Source organism: Pseudonocardia sp. (assembly GCF_035305885.1).
In the GTDB taxonomy this organism is placed as follows: domain Bacteria; phylum Actinomycetota; class Actinomycetes; order Mycobacteriales; family Pseudonocardiaceae; genus Pseudonocardia.
The window spans coordinates 20,266-39,490 of the sequence record NZ_DATGOP010000132.1 but is presented as its reverse complement, the minus strand read 5'-3'; the positions used below and the strand labels follow the sequence as shown (position 1 = coordinate 39,490).

Genomic DNA, 19,225 nt, shown 5'->3' with positions numbered 1-19,225 from the left:
CCCGTACCATGCGGCAATGGGCCTCGTGTGGTTCGACGATCCGGCGCCGCCGCGGGGCGAGCAGCTCAGCCGGGAACGCATCGTGGCGGCCGCGATCGCGCTGGCCGACGAGGACGTCCGCGGCGAGGTCACGATGCGTGCGGTCGCCGCGCGGGTGGGCTCGAGCACGCCGATGTCGCTGTACCGCTACGTGGGCAGCAAGGACGGCCTGATCGACCTGATGGTCGACGAGGTGTACGGCGAGATCACCGTCCCGGCGGGGGAGTGGCGCACGAGCCTGCGCGGGCTCGGGTGCTCCGGCTGGGCGGCCGTGCAGCGGCACCCGTGGTTCGCCCGGCTCGCGTTCAGCCGGCCGCCCCTGGGGCCGCACGCGCTCGCGGTCTACGACGCGGCGCTCGCCGCGCTGGACGGCTTCGACCTGTCGGCCGCCGAGCGGATGGGCGCGATCAACACGGTGCTGGGTCACGTGTTCGGCTCCGGTCTCGCGCTGCTCGAGGAACGGGCGATGCGCGAGCGGGCCGGGTTCGCCTCCGACGCGGACCTCACCGAGGCGGCCCGGCCGTACCTCCAGCGGATCACGCAGGAGGGCCGCTACCCGCACTTCATCCGCTGGGTGAACGACCCGAGCCGCCACGACCCCGCCCCGCAGTCGTTCGAGCGGATCCTCGACTGGCTGCTGGACGGGATCGCGGGGACGCTCGGCCCGGTCAGCGGGCCGGGGTGATGTTCTGGTTGAGGTGGAAGAGGTTGTCCGGGTCGTAGGTGGCCTTGACCTGCTGCAGCCGCTCGTAGTTGCGCCCGTAGTTCTGCGCCACGCGGTCGTCGTCCTCCGACAGCATGTTGATGTAGCCGCCCTCGGTCCCCGAGAACGGGTGGACGGCGTCGTAGTAGTCCCGCACCCATCGGATGGCCGCGTCGTCCTCGACCGGCGGGTCCCAGAACGCGCCGATGACCATCACGTACCGCGCGTCGCGGTGGCCGAACGCCGTCTCCTCCGGGCCGACGCGTGAGGGCGTCCCGTTGATGGAGTAGAGGTGCATCGTCGAGGAGAGGCTCGGTGTCGGCGGCCCGTGCTCCACGTGCGCCGCGATCGCCTCGTCGGGCAGGTCGAGCACGTAGTCGGCCTTCCAGTACTGGCGCATCCCCTTGTGGAACAGGCCGTCGAACGCGGAGTTGAGCGCCGGGTAGGGCATCGGGCCGACGAGCTCGGCCTTGACCTCGGCCACGTCGCGGAACGGCTTGATCGCCTGCTCGCCCATCTCGGGCCGGCCGCTCCAGCACGTGACCACCACGCAGAACATGTCCCCGTGCCGGTCCTCGGGGATGAACGGCAGCGGCGGCGCCATCTGCCAGCCGAAGAACGCCCCGAGCTGCTCGGGGGCCTGCTGGATGTACTCGTCGTAGGCCCGCATCACCGCGGGCCCGTCCTCGACCTCGTACAGCAGCGGGCCGCCGTAGATCGTGCCGACGTCGTGCAGTCCGAGCTCGAACGAGGTGACCACCCCGAAGTTGCCGCCCCCGCCGCGCAGCGCCCACAGCAGGTCCTCGTTCTGGGTCTCGCTCGCGACGAGGATCCGCCCGTCGGCGGTGACGACCTCGGCGGAGACGAGGTTGTCGCACGTCAGCCCGCAGCCGCGCGCGAGGTAGCCGACCCCGCCGCCCAGCGTCAGGCCGCTCACGCCGGTGGTCGAGATGATGCCGCCGGTGGTGGCGTGGCCGAAGGCGTGGGTGGCGTGGTTGAAATCGCCCCACGTCGCGCCGCCGCCGGTGCGGGCGGTCTTGCGCACGGGGTCGACGAACACGTTGTTGATCAGCGACAGGTCGAGCACCACTCCGCCGTCGCAGGTCCCGAAGCCGGGTGCGCTGTGCCCGCCGCCGCGGACGGCGAGGTCGAGCCCGGCCTCGCGGGCGTGGTTGACGGTGGCGACGACGTCGGCGGTCGACGTGGCGCGGACGATCAGCGCGGGCCTGCGGTCGTGCACCCCGTTGTGGACGCGGCGCAGCTCCTCGTAGTCGTCCTCGCCCGGCTCGACGACGGGTCCGCGCACCTGTTCGCGCAGCTCGGCGATCGTGGTCATGGTCCCCTCCTGCTCCTTCGACGGGCGGCGACCATGCCGGATGCGGCGTTCCCGCAGCGTTCCCGATCTACAGGCGGCCGCGGGTCGCGGCGGCGCGTTCGCGCAGCCACGGTGCGGCGAGCGCCGCGGCCGTCTCGACGGCCAGGTCGGCGCTGCGGACGGCGCCCGTCCGGTCGCCGGCGAGCGCGCGCAGCTCGGCGTCGACGCGGAGGAGCTCGGGCAGCAGGTAGCGCTGGCCGCTCGCCTCGCTGAGGCGCACCGCCTCGGTGGTGGCTGCCCGGCCGGCGGCCGCGTCGCCCGCGAGCAGGTGGGCGCGCGCCCGCAGCAGCAGCGCGAGGCTGAGGTGCAGCGGCTGCTCGGCCCGCAGCCGGTCGACGCTCTCCCGGATCGCCGCGACGCCGCTCGGGTCGCCGTCGAGCACGTCGAGCCAGCCGTGCAGCAGCTGCGCCACGATCTCGAAGTACCCGATGTGCATCGCCTGCGTGACGCTCTCCAGCGCGGCGACCGCTTCGTGCAGGTCGCGCAGCCCGGGCTGGAGGGCGGCGAGGATGGCGTCGAAGGCGCGGACGTAGCCGGTGGTCATCGGGTCGTCGAGCTCCGCGGCCACCCGCAGGGCGGCCCGCATCGTCGACCCGGCGGTCGCGACCCGCCCGCGGAACAGGTGGGTGAGGGCGAGCCGGGACAGGCAGACGCCGTGCGGGTCCTGGGCGAAGCGCGCGATGTGCAGGGGGGCGTCCTCCACCCGGTAGCGGGCGATGGAGTCGCGCAGGTGGCGTTCCGCGGCGGCGAACTCGCCCCGCCAGAACGCGGTCACGCCGAGTACGTACGAGCCCTCGGTGCGGGCGGTGCGGTCGGAGGGGTCCGCGAGCAGTTCCCGACCCAGCTCCACGGCCCGGTCGAGCTGGACGGTGCCGATGGCGTGCAGCGCGAGCCCGCGCAGCACGGCGGGCCCCGGCGGGCTGCCGAGCTTGCGGTGCAGCGTGAGCGCCCGCTCGTAGCAGCGCAGGACCTCCGGCGCGCCGTACCCGCGCCGGGCGACCAACGGCACGCCGAGCGCCGAGCGCAGCCGCAGCTCCACCTGGTCGCGCGCCGCGCCCCGCGGCGACTCCTCCAGCAGCAGCAACGCGCGCTCGAGCAGCGCGATCGCGTCGTCGAGCGCGAAGACGCGGCGGGCGTGCCGCGCCGCCCGCTCGTACGCCTCGACCGCGCGCGCGTCGAGACCGGCGCTGGCGTAGTGGTCGGCGATGCGCGCGCTGACCGGGTCCAGGTCGGCCGCGTGGTGCGCCTCGATGGCCGCGGCGGCCCTGCGGTGCAGCGCGCGCCGCCGCGCCGGGCTGATCAGCTCGACGGTCACCTCCCGCAGCCGGTCGTGGGTGAAGTCGTAGGCCGGTCCGCGCTCGTGGACGACGTGGTGGCGCCAGAGCTCGTCGAGGTCGTCGGTGAGCTCGTCCTCCTCCCGGCCCGCCGCGGTGGCGAGCACGGCCGTGGAGAACTCGCGGCCGAGCGTCGCGGCGACCTCGGCGAGCCGGCGCGCCCCGGGGGAGAGGCGGTCCAGGCGCGCCGTGATGACGGCGTGGACGGTCGGGGTGAGCGCGATCCGCCCGCTGCGGGTGTGGCTGAACCCGGCGCGGAGCGCCTCGAGGACGAACAGCGGGTTGCCCTCCGTCTCCCGCCAGAGCCGTGCCGCCGCGTCGGCCGCCAGCGGGCGGCCCTCGACGAGCGCCGCCATCTCGGCGGTCGCGGCCGGGTCGAGCGGGCCGAGGTCGATCGTCGAGAACGCGCCGTGGGACGCGAGGTTCGCGCGCAGCCCCGCTGCGGCCCGTGCTCCGTCGGCGTCGCCGACCCGCACGGTCCCGGCGACCAGCAGGGGCGCCGACCGCGAGCTCTGCACCAGGTAGCTGCAGAGCTCGAGGGTGTCGGTGTCGCACCACTGCAGGTCGTCGAGGACGAGCAGCACCGGTCGCGCGGTGGCGAGCAGCGCGTGGCGGACGGCGTCGAGGAGGTGGTGGCGGCGGCCGACCTCGGCGGCGGACGGGCCCGCCCGCCGCCGAGGGGGCCCGAGCTCGGGCAGCAGCCGGGCGAGCTCGGTGCGCCACGGCTCGCCGACGGCGTCGAGGCCCGCCTGCACCGGGGCGCACCGCAGCCAGTCGATGACCGGTCCCCACGGCGGGCCGCCCGCGGCCGCGTAGGCCCGGCCGTGGGCCACCACGTGCCCCTCCGCGGTCACCCGGCGGGCCAGCTCCTCGACCAGGCGCGACTTGCCGATACCCGGCTCGCCGGTCACGAGGAGCAGCCGCGCCCGCCCGCGGGCGGCGTCTCGCCACGTCGCCTCGGCGGCCCGGAACTCGGCCGCCCGGCCGACGAGCACCGGCCCGCGGCGGGTGTCGCCCCCCGGGCCGCGCAGCCGCGCGGCGAGCGCCGACGTGGCCGGTTCGGGCGCGACGCCCAGGTCCCGGGCGAGGGCGGCGGCGAGGCGGTCGTGGCAACGCAGCGCCTCGCTCCGCTCGCCCCGCCGAGCCAGCGTGCCCATCAGCAGTCGGCAGGCGGGCTCGTGCAGCGGGTCGACCGCGAGCAGCCGGCGGGCGTGCCGTTCGGCGTCCGCGTCGCGCCGCTCGGCGTCGGCCCGTGCGGCGAGCCGCGCGAGCAGCTCGACCGCACGGCGGCGCAGCTGCTCGCGCACGGCGACGGTCCACTCGTCGTCGCAGGCCGGCAGCAGGTCGCCGCCGTAGCAGCGCACCGCGGCGTCGGCCTCGCCCCGGTCGGCGGCGTCGGTGAACGCCGCGACGTCGAGCCACACGAGGGCCGCGTCGCGCCAGCGCACCCCGGGGCCGTCGGTCTCCAAGACCTGGCACGGCAGCGCCTTGCGCAGGTCGTGCAGCAGCTTGCGCAGGTTGGTGCGGGCCTGCGCGGCGGACGAGTCGGGCCACAGCTCGCCGGCGAGCCGGTCGCGGGGCACCCAGGTGCCGCCGGCCAGCGCCACCCGCGCGAGGAGCCGTTGCGCGCGCGGCCCGGCGAGCTCGGGGTGCGGACGCCCGTCGACGGTGGCGACCGGCTCCCCGAGGAGGCGGATGACGACCCGTGCGCGGTCGGCGTCCGGGGACGGCCGACGACGGGCGGGCCGGGCGGCGGGTGCGGGCACGGTGGGTCCCTCGCAGCGGGGCGGGCCTCAAGTGGACTCCCGATGCGGCCCGGGGGCAACGGCCGTTCGGGGCAGTGTGCGGACGAGTTGTCAACTCAGGTTGACACGGTGGGTCGTGTCAACGTAGGTTGACAGGCATGAGCGATGCCACGAAGGTCGCCGCGGCCGCGTCCAGCAGGGACCCGGCCGTCGGCCTGGCGGCGGTGGCGTCCCTGCGGAAGCTGCTGGAGTCCCTGGAGGAGCTGCAGGTCTCCAACGCCAGGGCGCAGGGGTGGTCCTGGCAGCAGATCGCGGACGCGCTGCAGGTGAGCCGCCAAGCCGTGCACAAGAAGTACCGCCGCTACGGCTTCTAGCGGCCCGAGGACGGGGAGGCGAGATGTTCGAACGGTTCACGCGAGCGGCCCGGCTGGTGGTCGTCCAGGCCCAGGAGGAAGCGCGGCAGCGCAAGGCGGACGAGATCCGCACCGAGCACCTGCTCGCCGCCTTCTACGCCGTGCCGGACGCCGACGCGCCGGACGACCTCGCGCCGGCCGTGCTCGAACGGTTCGGCGTCGGGCGGGACGAGGTGCTGCGCGCGGTCGACCGGGTTCACGCGTCGAGCGGGATCGACGCGGAGGCGCTGTCCACGATCGGGATCGACCTCGACGAGGTCCGCCGCCAGGTCGAGGAGGCGTTCGGGCCGGGGGCGCTCGACCGCACCCGGGCGGCGTCCGGCAAGAAGGGTGGCCGGCTCTTCGGGCACATCCCGTTCGAGGGCCCGGCGAAGAAGGCGCTCCAGCTCGCCCTGCGCGAGGCGATCGCGCTCGGGCACAACCACATCGGCACCGAGCACATCCTGCTCGGGCTGCTCCACTCCGACGAGGGTGCGGCCCACCACATCCTCGCCGCGCACGGGGTGCGGCTCGCGCCCGCCCGCGCGGTCGTCCGGGACCTGGTGGGCAGGCGCGAGGCCGGCTGACACCCGGTGCGCGGGCGCCTGGCAGCATCCGTCCGTGCGGATCGACGTCATCACCATCTTCCCCGGCTACCTCGCCCCGCTGCGCGAGGCGCTGCCGGGCAAGGCGATCTCCGCCGGACTCGTCGACCTCGCCGTGCACGACCTGCGTACCTGGACCCACGACGTCCACCAGAGCGTCGACGACGCCCCCTACGGCGGCGGCCCGGGCATGGTGATGCGCCCGCAGGTGTGGGGGGAGGCGCTCGACGCGGTGCTGGCGCTCGACGAACGCACCCCGCGCATCGTCGTGCCCACCCCGGCCGGGCGGCTGTTCACCCAGGCCACGGCGCAGGAGTGGAGCGCCGACGAGCGGCTGCTCTTCGCGTGCGGGCGCTACGAGGGCATCGACCAGCGCGTGGTCGACGACCTCGAGCGGCGCGGCCTGCCGGTCGAGGAGGTGAGCATCGGCGACTACGTGCTGGTCGGCGGCGAGGCGGCGGTGCTGGTCATGGTGGAGGCCGTGGTCCGGCTGCTGCCCGGCGTGCTCGGCAACCCGGCGTCGGCCGAGCAGGACTCGTTCTCCGACGGGCTCCTGGAAGGCCCCGCCTACACCCGGCCGGAGGTCTGGCGCGGGCTCGCCGTTCCGGAGGTCCTGCGCAGCGGCAACCACGCGAGGATCGCCCGCTGGCGGCGCGACCGCGCGCTCGAGCGCACCGCGAAGCGGCGTCCCGACCTGCTCGCCAAGCTGCCCGAGGACGCCCTCGACGACGCCGACCGGGCGTTCCTCGCGTCACTGCGGGACGGGTGATTGCAGCCGGCGATCTCGCATCTGGCACTATGGACTGGTTGCCCGAGCCGACGGGCCTGCCTGGCGCCCCAACCCGAACGTGGTGCGCGCCCCTGCACGACCGCTATCACCGAGGACGGATCTTCGCGATGAACACCCTGGACGCACTGGACGCACAGCTGCTGCGCTCCGACATCCCGGACTTCCGACCGGGCGACACGCTCAAGGTGCACGTGAAGGTCATCGAGGGCAACCGGTCCCGCATCCAGGTCTTCCAGGGTGTCGTCATCCGGCGCCAGGGTTCCGGGGCCCGGGAGACCTTCACCGTGCGCAAGGTCTCGTTCGGCGTCGGCGTCGAGCGCACCTTCCCGGTGCACTCCCCGAACATCGACAAGATCGAGGTCGCCACCCGGGGTGACGTCCGTCGCGCGAAGCTCTACTACCTGCGTGAGCTGCGCGGCAAGGCCGCCAAGATCAAGGAGCGGCGCGAGACCCCGTCCGCGTCCTGACCGAACCCGCTCGGTTGCCGTAGCCTCGTTGGCGTGGCCCTCCCCGACCTTCCCGACGACCGGAGAGCCGCGCCCCCGCGCTTCTCCCCGCCGGGGGAGCCGTTCGTGCCGCGCGACCAGGCGCCGATCCCACCCGGACAGCGCCCGGACATCCCGCCGCCGCGCCCGTCCGCCCCGCGCGGCCGGCCCCGCGGCGGCCCGGCGCAGAACGGGGTCCCGCGAGGTGCGCCCCGCCGCCCGGTGCCGCCGCCCGACCGACAGGTCCCGAGGCCACCGCGGGCGGCCCGCCCGGTGCCGCCGCGTCCCGTCGACCCGGCCGACGACGAGCCCACGGTCGTCCACGGCGACCTCTTCGCCGACGCGCCGCCCGCGGCCGGGCCCGCCCAGAGCGAGGCCCCGGGCAGGCACCGGCGCCGCGCCGGTGCGTCGCCCGGGGCCACGCCCGCGTCGGAGTACAAGCGGCAGATCGAGGCCAGCGGGCGCAAGGTCAAGCCCGGCAGGCGCAGACGCCCCACGTTCTGGAAAGAGCTGCCGATCCTGGTCGTGGTCGCGCTCGTCCTGACGTTCCTGATCCAGACGTTCCTGGCGAAGGTCTACGTCATCCCGTCCGGGTCGATGGAGACCACACTGCACGGCTGCGCCGGCTGCAACAACGACCGGGTGCTCGTCGACAAGCTCACCTACCGCTTCACCGATCCCGCGCCCGGCGACGTCGTGGTGTTCCGCGGGCCGGACAGCTGGAGCAGCGAGATCGAGATCGAGGAGCCGAGCAACCCCGTCGTGCGCGGGCTGCAGCTGTTCGGCTCGCTGATCGGGCTCGCCCCGCCCGACGAGAAGGACTTCGTCAAGCGGGTCATCGCAGTCGGCGGCCAGACCGTGCAGTGCTGCGACGCCCGCGGCCAGGTGATGGTCGACGGCAAGTCGCTCAACGAGCCCTACATCTTCTACCTGCCCGAGGCCGGGCCGCCCAAGCAGGCGCCCTTCGGCCCTGTCACGGTGCCCGAGGGGCAGCTGTGGATGATGGGCGACAGCCGCAACAACTCCGCCGACTCGCGGATGCCCGACCACGGTGCCGTCCCCGTCGAGAACGTCATCGGACAGGCGCGGTTGATCGTCCTGCCCTTCGACCGGTTCGGTTGGGTCCCCTCGCAGGACCCGCAGTCCACCGCCGTCGGCATGGCGGTGCAGGACGCCGCCGCGGGCGCTCCGCTCGCCCTCGGGATGCTCGGCACCCTGCCGATCGCCCTGCTGCGGCGCCGCCGCCACGCCCGCGAGCTCGAGTTCGAGTTCGTCCCGACACGCCGACCCTGAGCGCACGGCCCCTCGCGGGGTGGCGCAGACTGCTCCACGATGGCCGCACGACCTGTACCCCAGCGGCGGGTGCGACGCCGTCCGGTGCGCACCGTGCTGCCGCCCGAGCTGCGCCCGGCCCGCGCCGTCGTCCGGCGCTCCGCGGGCAGCTGGACGCTGCAGAGCACCCTGCACCGGCACGGTCTGAGCCCGGTCGCGGGCGTGGACGAGGCCGGGCGGGGCGCCTGCGCCGGCCCGCTCGTCGTCGCCGCGTGCGTGCTGCGCCCCGGCGACGCGAAGCGCCTCGAGGGCCTCACCGACTCGAAGCTGCTCACCGCGGCCGCGCGCGAGGAGTACTACTCGGTGATCCGCCGCCGCGCGGAGGACCTGTCGATCGTGGTCATCCCGCCGGAGGAGGTCGACCGCCGCGGGGTGCACGCCGCCAACGTCGAGGGGATGCGCCGCGCCGTCGCGGGGCTCTCCCGCCCACCCGGCTACGTGTTGACCGACGGGTTCGCCGTACGCGGGTTCGGCACGCCGGCGCTCGCGGTGCCCAAGGGGGACCGGGTCGCCGCGTGCGTCGCGGCCGCGTCGGTGCTGGCGAAGGTCACCAGGGACCGGATCATGGTCGCGCTGGACGCCGAGTACCCCCAGTACGGGTTCGCCGAGCACAAGGGCTACTGCACGCCGGTCCACGACGAGGCCCTCTACGCCCACGGGCCCAGCCGCGTGCACCGGTACTCGTTCGTCAACGTGCGCGCGGCGCGCGACGGCGTGCGACCGCCCTCCCGCCTGCTCGACGGGGGCGCGGTGGACGAAGAATCGATGGACGACACGATCGAGGCGGGGCTCGGGGAGGACCTCGACGGAGGGCTGGTCCACAATGGGGCGCTGGCCGTCGGGACGTCCGAGGGTTCCGGAGGAGGGGTAGCACCGTGAGCGCCGAGGATCTCGAGAAGTACGAGACCGAGATGGAGCTCACGCTCTACAAGGAGTACCGGGACATCGTGTCCCAGTTCTCCTACGTCGTGGAGACGGAGCGGCGCTTCTACCTGGCGAACTCGGTCGACGTCACCCCGCGCAACGCCGACGGGGAGATCTACTTCGAAGTCCGGATGTCCGACGCCTGGGTCTGGGACATGTACCGGCCCGCCCGGTTCGTCAAGAACGTGCGCGTGCTGACGTTCAAGGACGTCAACGTCGAGGAGCTGGAGAAGCCCGACCTGCGGCTGCCGGAGGGCGACCAGTTCGGCCCGTGAGCCGGTAGCCCAGCCCCGCTTCGCCGACCCGCCGTGCAAGGGCTGGGCGCTGCGGCGCCGACGGCCTAGCACACCCCACCGACGCTCCTGCTGCGCCGTGGCGGGGTTGTCCACCTCGCCCTCCGGTTGTCCACAGATCTCCGATCTCCCCACCCCGGCGCCCCTGCCTCACCGATCGTTGTCCCATGGCAGCGAAGGACGTGCTCGGGCGCCGCGGTGAGGACCTCGCGGCCCGCTACCTCGAGCGGCGGGGCCTGGTGATCCTGTCGCGCAACTGGCGGTGCCGCCACGGCGAGATCGACCTGGTGGCCACCGACGCCAAGCGGCTCGTGGTGTGCGAGGTCAAGACCCGCTCGGACACCCGCCACGGCCGGCCCGCCGAGGCCGTCGACGCCCGCAAGGCGGCCCGCATCCGCCGCGTCACCAACGCGTGGCTCCAGGCCCACCGCATGCGCTGGGTGCCGGTCCGGTTCGACGTGCTCGCCGTGGTCGCGGGCCCCGGCGGCCCGGCCACGATCCACCACTACGAGGCGGCGTTCTGATGACCATCACGCGCGCCTACGCGGTGGCGCTCGTCGGCCTGGAGGGCCACGTCGTCGAGATCGAGGCCCACCTCGGCCACGGGATGCCCAGGATCCACCTGCTCGGGCTCCCCGACGCGTCCCTGAACGAGGCCAAGGATCGGGTGCGCGCCGCGATCGTCAACTCGGGGTATTCCTGGCCCGACGACAGCAAGATCATGCTGGCGCTCTCGCCCGCGGCGCTGCGCAAGACCGGCAGCGGTTTCGACCTGGCGCTCGCGTGCGCCGTGCTCGGCGAGGTCGGGACGATCCCGCAGGGCCAGCTCGACGGCACGGTCCTGCTGGGCGAGCTGGCCCTCGACGGCAGGCTCAGGGCCGTGCGCGGCCTGCTGCCGTGCCTGCTCGCGGCGCGCGACGCCGGGCTGCGTCGTGCGGTCGTGCCGGAGGCCGCGCTCGCCGAGGCCGCGCCGGTGGAGGGCATCGAGGTGCACGGTGCGGCGCGCCTGGCCGACGCGCTGTCGTTCCTGCAGGGGATGTGCGAGCTGCGCAGGCCGGCGCCACCCGGCGAGGACGAGGTGGCGGAGCCGCCCGACCTCGCCGACGTGGTCGGGCAGGACGACGCGCGCCAGGCCATCGAGATCGCCGCGGCGGGCGGGCACCACGTCCTGCTCGTCGGCCCGCCGGGCACCGGGAAGACCATGCTCGCGCAGCGGTTCGTCGGCCTCCTGCCGCGCCTGTCGCCGCCGGAGGCGCTCTCGCTCGCCGCGATCCGCTCGGTGGCCGGGAGGCTGCCCGTCGGCGGCGTTCTGAGCACCGTGCCGCCGTTCGTCGCGCCGCACCACTCCAGCTCGATGGCAGCGCTCATCGGCGGCGGCACCGGCATCGCGCGGCCCGGTGCGGTGTCGCTCGCCCACCGCGGCGTGCTCTTCCTCGACGAGGCGCCGGAGTGGGGCGCGAGCCTGCTCGACGCGCTCCGCACCCCGCTCGAGGAGGGGGTCGTCCGCATCGCGCGGGCCGACGGCACGGTGCAGTACCCGGCCCGCTTCCAGCTCGTGCTCGCGGCCAACCCGTGCCCCTGCGCCCCCGCCCACGACCGCGACTGCGTCTGCCCGTCGCTCGTGCGACGCCGCTACCTCGGGCGGCTGTCGGGCCCGTTGCTCGACCGCGTCGACCTGAGCGCCCGCATGTTCCCGGTCACCGCGCTGGCCGCCGCCGGTCAGGGGGAGGACACCGCCACCGTCCGGGCCAGGGTGCTCGCCGCGCGCGCCGCCGCCGCCGAGCGGTGGGGCCCCTTGGGCTTCAGCACCAACGCCGAGGTGCCGGGTCCCGTGCTGCGCACGCGGTTCGCGCTGCCCCGCAGCGCCGTCCGCCCGCTCGACGCCGGCCTGCGGTCGGGCCAGCTCACCGCCCGCGGGGCCGACCGGGCACTGCGCGTCGCGTGGACGCTCGCCGACCTCGCCGGACGGGACCGGCCCGACGCGGACCTCGTCGAGATGGCGCTGTTCTTCCGCGACCGGAGGGCGGCGTGAACGAGGTGGTGTCGCCGACGCGGGTCCGACGGTGCCGCGGGGCCAGGTGGGCGCTGGGCGCCGCGTGGATGCTCGCCGGCCGAGCGGAGCGGGGGCGGCCCGGTGCGGGACGTGCGGAGTGCGTGCTGCCCCTTCGTGACCGGGGGTCCGTGTGAACGAGGAGAGCCCGCTGGGACGGGCCCTGCCGGTGCCGTCGGGTCGATCGGGGGTTGCGCGTGAGGTGGGGCCTCGCCGGGCGGGACCGGACCGAGGCCGAGTTCGTCGTGGCCGAGGTTTCCGTGACCGGAGGGCGACGTGAGCGAGCTGATCGTGACGGCGCGGGCCCACCTGTCCGGTGGGGTCGATGGAGGGCTGTGCGTGGCGTGTTCCCCCACCGGTCTTGCGGCGGGCCGGGGTTGGCCGGGCGGGGATGTCGTCAGGGCCGCGGCCTTCTCCTGTGATCGGAGGATCGCGTGAACGAGGTGACCTTGTTGGCGCGGGCGTGCCGGTGTCGGACCGATCGGGCGTGGTGCGTGGCGTGGAGCATCGCTGACCTCGCAGGGCGGGATCGGCCTGACGGCGGGCTCGTCGTGGTCGCGGTCCTGCGCGCCCGGAGGGTCACGTGAACGAGGAGATCCTGCTCGCGCGCGCCTACCTGTCTCGAGTGGCCGAGCCACCCGCGGCCGCGCTGGTCGGGCTGGTGGCCGAGGTCGGCCCGGTGGAGGCCGCGGCCCGGGTTCGCGAGGGGCGGGTCGACGAACCGGTGGCGCGCGAGACGAGCGTCCGGCGGCAGGTGCACCGGCCGGGCACCGACCTCGACGCCGCGGCCGCGGCCGGTGCCCGGCTGGTCGTGCCGGAACACCCCGAGTGGCCCGCCGAGGCGTTCGCCGCGTTCGACGCCGCCCCCGAGCAGCTCGCCCCGCCGCTGGCGCTGTGGGTCCGCGGCCCCGGCCGGCTCGACGAGCTGTGCGGCACCGCCGTCGCGGTGGTCGGGGCGCGGGCGGCCACGAGCTACGGGGCCCACGTCGCCGCGGAGCTCGGGTCCGGGCTCGCCGACCGCGGGTGCACCGTCGTCTCCGGTGCGGCCATCGGCATCGACGGCGCCGCCCATCGCGGCGCGCTGGCGGTGGAGGGCGCCACCGTGGCGGTGCTCGCCTGCGGCATCGACCGGATCTACCCGGCGTCCCACGAACTGCTGCTCGAGCGGATCGCCGCGAGCGGGCTCGTGGTCAGCGAGTACCCGCCCGGCGGGGTGCCGGCCCGGCACCGGTTCCTCGTGCGCAACCGGCTGATCGCCGGGCTGGCGGTGGGCACCGTCGTCGTCGAGGCCGGGCTGCGCAGCGGCGCGCAGCGCACCGCGGCGGACGCCATGTCGCTCGGCCGGCAGGTGATGGCGGTGCCAGGGCCGGTCACGTCGGCGATGTCGGTGGGCTGCCATCGCCTCGTGCGCGACGGAGCCCTGCTCGTGACCCGCAGCGACGAAGTGCTCGAGGCGGTGGCGCCGATCGGCTCGCACCTGGCCGAAACGCCCGAACCCCGCGCGGACCGGCCGACCGACGGCCTCGACCCGGCCGCGGCCCGCGTCCACGACGCCCTGCCGGCCAGGGGCGCCCGCGACACCCGGTGGCTCGCGCTGGAGTCCGGTCTGCCGATCGGCGCCGTGCGCATCGCGCTGGTCGCCCTCGAACGACGCGGGCTGGTCGAGCACTGCGAGGGCCGGTGGCGGCGCAGGGTGGTGGTCGGGGTGTGATGCGACCGCGCTGCACGGGTCGGCGATGACCTCCTGGCGGCGTCGCGCGCCGGGCCGGCGATCACGGCACGTGGTTCAGGTGCGTCGCTGCGAGCTGGAGCGGGCCGCGGCGGAGCACCGCTCGGCCCGCCGCGGCCGCCGCGCGGATCCCCCGTCGCCGCTGCTGCGCCGCTACGCCCGCCTGTGGTGGGCCGCCCGGCCGAGGGTCGCGTCCTGGGCGCTGTGCCCGTCCGGCTCCGCCCCCCTGAGCGCCCGCCGGCCTGGCGCACCCGGCACGTGATTCGGCGCGCCCGCCGGAGGTTCGCCCGGATCCGCCTTCCTGGCCGCCGGGTGATGCGGCGGCGGTGGGCAGGCACGCCGTGCCCGCCGATCGGCGGCCGTGCGTGGTGTCCGGCCCGCCGAGGGCTCGGCCGTGGCCCCGGCCCGACACGCCGTCGAGTGCTTGACCGTGCCGGCTACGGCGCGCACGGTCGGTGGATGCCCGAGCTCGCGCCCGGCCCGGCGGCAGCGCTGGAGGCGTTCCTGCAGCACCTCGCCCTCGAGCGGGGGCGCTCCGAGCACACCGTGCGCGCCTACCGCGGCGACCTGGTGAGCCTGCTGGAGGGCCTGGAGGAACTGGAGGGCCTCGACCTGGCGTGGCTGCGCCGCTGGCTTGCGGCCGGGCACGAGGCGGGGCTGGGCCGGTCCACGCTCGCCCGGCGGGCCGCGGCGGCGCGCAGCTTCACGGCATGGGCGCACCGCAGCGGTCGCATGCCCACCGACCCGGGGGTGCGGCTGGCCTCGCCGCGGGCCAGGCGGTCCCTTCCCGTGGTGCCGACCGCCGAGGAGACCTCCGCCGCGCTCGAGGCCGCCGGGCACGGGGCGGCGGAGGAACACCCGATCGCGCTGCGCGACCTGCTCGTGCTGGAGCTGCTGTACGCGACGGGGATCCGGGTCGCGGAGCTGTGCGGCCTCGATCTCGACGACGTCGACCCGAGCCGGCGCGCCCTGCGCGTGGTCGGCAAGGGCAACCGCGAACGCACGGTCGTCTACGGGTTGCCCGCCTCGGATGCGCTGCGGCGGTGGCTGGCCGTCGGCAGGCCCGCCCTGGCACGCTCGGGCTCCCCGCCGGCGCTCCTGCTCGGCGCCCGCGGTGGCCGGCTCGATCCGCGGGTGGCCCGGCGCGTGGTCCACGAGGCGCTCACCGCCGTCCCGGGCGCGCCGGACGTCGGGCCGCACGGGCTCCGGCACGCGGCGGCGACCCACATGTTGGAGCGTGGCGCGGACCTCCGTTACGTACAGGAGTTGCTCGGTCACGCTAAGCTAGCAACCACTCAGCTCTACACGCAGGTCACCGTCGAGCGGCTGAAGGTGGTTCATGAGCAGGCGCATCCGCGGGCATGACGTTCTCCCGGTCCCGTCTGCGCAGCTCAGAACCCCGGCCACCACGGCGACCGCGGTGGTGGAGCCCCCGGCGCGGTCGGTCGGTGTGCCGTCGGCCGCGGCCGTGGACGAGTTGTGGTCCGCCTACCTGACCGAGCGCAGCCGCGAGCTGCGCGACCAGCTCGTCGTGCACTACACGCCCCTGGTGCGGGCCGTCGCGTACCGGCTCGGCAGCGCCCTCCCGTCGTACGTCGAGGTGGCCGACCTGGTGCAGTGCGGCGTCTTCGGCCTCATCGACGCGGTGGAGCGCTTCGACCCCGAGCGCAGCCCCCGGTTCGAGAGCTACGCCGTGCCGCGCATCCGCGGCGCGATCCTCGACGAGCTGCGCGCGCAGGACTGGGTGCCGCGCGGGGTGCGCGGGCGCGTGCGCGAGCTGGAACGCGCGCAGGAGCGGCTCGAGAGCCGGCTCCAGCGGGCGGCCACCGACGCCGAGCTCGCCGAGGAAGTGGGGCTCGCGGTCCACGAGGTGCGCGCGCTCGCCCGCCAGGTGCAGCTGATCAGCGTCGAGGCGCTCGACGAGAACAGCGGCGGGGTCTCGGAGCTCCTGGCCGACGACGACGCCCCCGACCCGGTGGCCGTGGTGCAGGCCGCCGAGACGCTGCGCCAACTCGCCGTCGCCGTGGCGCAGCTCGAGGAACGCGACCGCGACGTCGTGCGCCTCTACTACCTGGAGAACCGGACGCTGGCCGAGATCGGGCGGCTCCTGGGAGTCACCGAGTCGCGCGTGTGCCAGCTGCACACCCGGCTGGTCGGGCGCCTCCGCGGCAGGCTGGAGGAGCTCGCGGCCGGATGAGCGCAGGCCGCGCCGTCGCGACGGGTGGCGGGGTCGCGGAACCGGCGGCGAACGCCCGGTCGGCGGCCGACGGGTCGGGCCACGGGTCGGGCACCGGCAGCAGCCGCACGGCGGGCGGGCGCAGCAGCACCAACGGGTCCAGGTACTCGACGGGCCCGCGGCGCACGCCCCAGTGCAGGCAGGCCGCGACCGGGCATCCGGGGTGGCCCGCGTCGAGCAGGCCCAGCACCTCGCCCGCCCGGACCAGCGTTCCCGGCCGCACGACGGGGCGCACCGGCTCGTAGGTGGTGCGCAAGCCATCGTCGTGGTCGATCGACACGACAGCGCGCGGGCCGATCGGTCCCGCGAACACGACCGTGCCGGCCCGGGCGGCGAGGACGGGCTGCCCGGCGGTGCCGACGAGGTCGACGCCGCGGTGGCCGCGCCCGTACGGGTGCGGTGGCGCCCGGAACCGCGTGCCGATCCGCGGAGGCGGCAGCATCGGCCACGCGTATCGCGCACCGGGCGCGGGCTGCCCCGCCCCCTCCGGTGGCGCCGGCGCCGCCGGGGCCGGTGGCGGGCCGGACGGTGCCGGTGCGTCGGGCGGCGGGTCACCGGGGCCGATCGGCCCCTCCGGTGGGGCCGGCGGGTGGTCGGGCGAGGGCTCGGGAGGCCCGGTCAGCCGGGGCGGGTGGGGCGAGCGGGTGTGCGGCTCGGGCTGTGCCTCGGCCCCGTCCGGCGTGGTCGCGGGCGGTGGGTCGGCCGGCGCGATGGTCGCCGCGGGTGGTGCCGGCGTGCGGTCCGGCCCTGGTCCGGGGGGCCTGGCCCGTCGGTCGGGTGGCGCCTGTGCGTGGTGCGGTGGGCGGTTGGGGGGTTCGGGTGGCGTGCCGGGTTCGCCGGGTGCGGCGGCGGGTGCCGGGCCGCCCTGCGCGGCCGCCACCGCAGGTGCTGCCGGGGTGCGGTCGCGCGCGGCGGAGGGGGCGTGCGGTGCATCGGATGGATCCGGCGGGGTGCCGAGCGGGGCGTCGGGAACCGACCGTCCCTCGGATCGTGCGGTCTGCGCCCGACGGGGCGCCGGCTCCCGCGGCGCGGGCAGCGGATCCGGTGGCGTCGGTTCGTCGCGTCGCGCCTGCGTGCGGTTGGGCGGGAGCTCGGGCGGGTGGCGCGTCGTCCCGGGCCGGCCCGTCGTGCCGGTGGGCGGCGGGTGGCCCGAGGCGGTCGATCCTCGCGGTGGTGCCTGCGTGCGGTGGGGCGGGAGCTGGGCGGGTTGGTCCGGCGGGGTCGGTCGGCCAGGCGTGGGAGCGGACCGCGAGCCGCCCGGTGCGGACGGCTCGCGGGACGGTGCCGGTGCCCCCGGCGGCGCGGACGGCATGGCCGCAGGTGGCGCCTCGGATGGGGCTGCTGTGCCGGGCGGGGGAGGCGACACCGAGGGCGGCCTGCCGGCCGGGGCCGCCATGTTCGGCAGGAACGGCGGCACGTCGCGGGATGGGCCGGACTCGCGGTGCGGCCGCGGCGGCGTGGCTGACAGCAGCGCTTCGGGTGGGGCCGGTGCGTCGGGCGAGGGGGACTGCGTCGGAGGTGGCGTGGCGGTCAGGGGTCCTGCGTCCGGCGACGGCGGCGTCACCGCGAACGACCTCGAGGACGGGTCGAGTGCGCGGTGCGGGGGTTCGGCGGCCCGGAGCCGCCCCTCGGGCGCCGTGGCCGGCGCACCGGCCGGCGTGGGCGCGGGGACGGCGGTCACGGAGGGGGGAGGGGGATCCGACGCGGTGAGGACCGCGGGCCGACCGCGCCACGGCACGTCCGCCGCAGCCGTCGGGCCGGGCGCCACCAGCGGGCCCGCGAGCAGCGTCGCCGCGCCGAGGGCGCCGACGAGCGCGCGGGCGGTGAGGAGCCGCCGGGGCGTCGGGGGCCGGGCGCGCGCGGAACCCGACGCGGACCCGCCCGCCACCGGCGGGAGCGGCTGCGAACGGTGGGTGGTGCGGGTCATGGGTGCGCCTCCGGGTCGTGCGGACGGGGTCAGGCTGGCGCGGGGGAGGTGGGGTGGGGCGGGTCGATCCGGATCTGTGGACGGCGCAGCGTCGAGGTGGACAACTTGAGGACGCCGCGTCGGGCCGGTCCGAGGCGCGGCGTACACTCGATCTGCACCTCGAAGGCGTCGAGGTGACTTCGCGCGTGCGCGCACCCGTGTCCAACGGGACGGTGGACGGGCGGTCCCGGGTCCGCTCGGGTCCGGCCACCGGCGCCACGCCAGGGCGGTGCCGCCGACCGGCGCTCCGCAGAACCGCACGCGTGGCCGCTCGGCGGTCGCGCCCGAACGAGAGGTGAGACCCGGCCGTGGCCGTCGTCACCATGAAGCAGCTGCTGGATTCCGGCGTGCACTTCGGGCACCAGACCCGTCGCTGGAATCCGAAGATGAAGCGCTACATCCTCACCGAGCGCAACGGCATCTACATCATCGACCTGCAGCAGACCCTGTCGTACATCGACCGGGCCTACGAGTTCGTCCGCGAGACCGTCGCCCACGGCGGCACGATCATGTTCGTCGGGACGAAGAAGCAGGCGCAGGAGGCCATCGCCGAGGAGGCGTCCCGCGTCAACATGCCGTACGTGAACCAGCGCTGGCTGGGCGGCATGCTCACGAACTTCCAGACCGTGCACAAGCGGCTGCAGCGCCTCAAGGAGCTGGAGTCGATGGAGCAGACGGGTGGCTTCGAGGGTCGCACCAAGAAGGAGATCCTCATGCTCACCCGCGAGAAGGAGAAGCTCGAGCGCACGCTCGGCGGTATCCGGGACATGCAGAAGATCCCGAGCGCGGTCTGGGTGGTGGACACCAAGAAGGAGCACATCGCCGTCGGTGAGGCCCGCAAGCTCGGCATCCCGGTGGTCTCCATCCTGGACACCAACTGCGACCCCGACGAGGTCGACTACCCGATCCCGGGCAACGACGACGCGATCCGCTCCGCGTCGCTGCTCACGAAGGTGATCGCCCGCGCGGCGGCCGACGGCCTGATGCAGCGCGCGCAGCGGGCGCGCGGGGCCGAGGGCGAGGACAAGCCGGAGGCGGGCGTCGCCAGCGACGAGCCGCTGGCGGAGTGGGAGCAGAACCTGCTCGCCGAGGGCGCCGGTTCCGACGGCGCGAGCCTCACCGGGGCCGGCCAGGGCGCCGAGGCGCCCAACCCGGCGGCCGAGGCCGCCCCGGCCTCCACGAGCAACGGCACCCAGCAGACCGCGGGCTGAGCCCCACTGGCTTCGA

General features: G+C 75.7%; 18 protein-coding genes. 15 read left to right on the top strand and 3 right to left on the bottom strand.

Annotated elements, in window-relative coordinates:
- Positions 1-16 precede the first annotated feature (16 nt).
- Positions 17-724 (top strand): TetR/AcrR family transcriptional regulator, encoded by a 708-nt coding sequence (locus VKZ81_RS30380; RefSeq protein ID WP_324245171.1) that lies wholly within the window; start codon positions 17-19, stop codon positions 722-724.
- Here VKZ81_RS30380 and VKZ81_RS30375 read toward each other — a convergent pair.
- Together VKZ81_RS30375 and VKZ81_RS30370 are read right to left on the bottom strand one after the other, a co-directional pair.
- The gene (locus VKZ81_RS30375) at positions 708-2,078 is read right to left on the bottom strand and encodes an FAD-binding oxidoreductase (RefSeq protein ID WP_324245170.1); all 1,371 of its coding nucleotides are present in this window, start codon (positions 2,076-2,078) and stop codon (positions 708-710) included. The two genes, VKZ81_RS30380 and VKZ81_RS30375, sit on opposite strands and share 17 nt — an antisense overlap.
- A gap of 67 nt (positions 2,079-2,145) precedes the next feature.
- On the bottom strand, positions 2,146-5,217 hold the full coding sequence (locus VKZ81_RS30370) for an ATP-binding protein (RefSeq protein WP_324245169.1): 3,072 nt from the start codon (positions 5,215-5,217) through the stop codon (positions 2,146-2,148).
- 137 nt (positions 5,218-5,354) lie between these two features.
- Here VKZ81_RS30370 and VKZ81_RS30365 point away from each other — a divergent pair, with 137 nt between their 5' ends.
- From VKZ81_RS30365 to VKZ81_RS30305, 13 genes are all read left to right on the top strand, one after another.
- The gene (locus tag VKZ81_RS30365; RefSeq protein ID WP_324245168.1) at positions 5,355-5,570 is read left to right on the top strand and encodes a helix-turn-helix domain-containing protein; all 216 of its coding nucleotides are present in this window, start codon (positions 5,355-5,357) and stop codon (positions 5,568-5,570) included.
- Positions 5,571-5,593: 23 nt separating this feature from the next.
- The gene (locus tag VKZ81_RS30360; RefSeq protein ID WP_324245167.1) at positions 5,594-6,175 is read left to right on the top strand and encodes a Clp protease N-terminal domain-containing protein; all 582 of its coding nucleotides are present in this window, start codon (positions 5,594-5,596) and stop codon (positions 6,173-6,175) included.
- 34 nt (positions 6,176-6,209) lie between these two features.
- Positions 6,210-6,962: a tRNA (guanosine(37)-N1)-methyltransferase TrmD gene (gene trmD, locus VKZ81_RS30355; RefSeq protein WP_324245166.1), complete on the top strand. Its 753-nt coding sequence runs from the start codon at positions 6,210-6,212 to the stop codon at positions 6,960-6,962.
- A 128-nt stretch (positions 6,963-7,090) separates the two neighbouring features.
- Positions 7,091-7,450: a 50S ribosomal protein L19 gene (gene rplS / locus VKZ81_RS30350; RefSeq protein WP_324245165.1), complete on the top strand. Its 360-nt coding sequence runs from the start codon at positions 7,091-7,093 to the stop codon at positions 7,448-7,450.
- A 33-nt stretch (positions 7,451-7,483) separates the two neighbouring features.
- Complete coding sequence (gene lepB / locus VKZ81_RS35285; RefSeq protein ID WP_414709515.1) at positions 7,484-8,761, top strand: signal peptidase I; 1,278 nt, start codon at positions 7,484-7,486, stop codon at positions 8,759-8,761.
- Positions 8,762-8,830: 69 nt separating this feature from the next.
- A complete protein-coding gene (locus tag VKZ81_RS30340) occupies positions 8,831-9,679 on the top strand; it encodes a ribonuclease HII (RefSeq protein ID WP_414709514.1) in 849 nt (282 codons plus the stop codon).
- A complete protein-coding gene (locus VKZ81_RS30335; RefSeq protein ID WP_324245163.1) occupies positions 9,676-9,999 on the top strand; it encodes a DUF2469 domain-containing protein in 324 nt (107 codons plus the stop codon). The genes VKZ81_RS30340 and VKZ81_RS30335 overlap by 4 nt, the downstream gene beginning before the upstream one ends.
- Before the next feature lie 185 nt (positions 10,000-10,184).
- Positions 10,185-10,541: a YraN family protein gene (locus VKZ81_RS30330; protein ID WP_324245162.1), complete on the top strand. Its 357-nt coding sequence runs from the start codon at positions 10,185-10,187 to the stop codon at positions 10,539-10,541.
- On the top strand, positions 10,541-12,049 hold the full coding sequence (locus VKZ81_RS30325; protein WP_324245161.1) for a YifB family Mg chelatase-like AAA ATPase: 1,509 nt from the start codon (positions 10,541-10,543) through the stop codon (positions 12,047-12,049). The genes VKZ81_RS30330 and VKZ81_RS30325 overlap by 1 nt, the downstream gene beginning before the upstream one ends.
- A 601-nt stretch (positions 12,050-12,650) precedes the next feature.
- Positions 12,651-13,778: a DNA-processing protein DprA gene (gene dprA / locus VKZ81_RS30320; RefSeq protein ID WP_324245160.1), complete on the top strand. Its 1,128-nt coding sequence runs from the start codon at positions 12,651-12,653 to the stop codon at positions 13,776-13,778.
- Positions 13,779-13,848: 70 nt separating this feature from the next.
- Entirely contained in the window at positions 13,849-14,058 is a 210-nt protein-coding gene (locus VKZ81_RS30315; RefSeq protein ID WP_324245159.1) for a hypothetical protein, read from the top strand.
- 197 nt (positions 14,059-14,255) lie between these two features.
- Positions 14,256-15,161 (top strand): tyrosine recombinase XerC, encoded by a 906-nt coding sequence (locus VKZ81_RS30310; RefSeq protein ID WP_324245158.1) that lies wholly within the window; start codon positions 14,256-14,258, stop codon positions 15,159-15,161.
- Positions 15,136-15,993 carry a FliA/WhiG family RNA polymerase sigma factor gene (locus VKZ81_RS30305; protein WP_324245157.1) on the top strand — a complete coding sequence of 286 codons (858 nt, stop codon included), beginning with the start codon at positions 15,136-15,138 and terminating at the stop codon, positions 15,991-15,993. The genes VKZ81_RS30310 and VKZ81_RS30305 overlap by 26 nt, the downstream gene beginning before the upstream one ends.
- Here the strand turns inward: VKZ81_RS30305 and VKZ81_RS30300 are convergent.
- Positions 15,911-16,474 carry a M23 family metallopeptidase gene (locus VKZ81_RS30300; protein WP_324245156.1) on the bottom strand — a complete coding sequence of 188 codons (564 nt, stop codon included), beginning with the start codon at positions 16,472-16,474 and terminating at the stop codon, positions 15,911-15,913. The genes VKZ81_RS30305 and VKZ81_RS30300 overlap by 83 nt on opposite strands.
- 1,832 nt (positions 16,475-18,306) lie before the next feature.
- Here VKZ81_RS30300 and rpsB point away from each other — a divergent pair.
- Positions 18,307-19,209, top strand: coding sequence for a 30S ribosomal protein S2 (gene rpsB / locus VKZ81_RS30295; protein ID WP_324245155.1), 903 nt, complete (start codon positions 18,307-18,309; stop codon positions 19,207-19,209).
- Positions 19,210-19,225 lie beyond the last annotated feature (16 nt).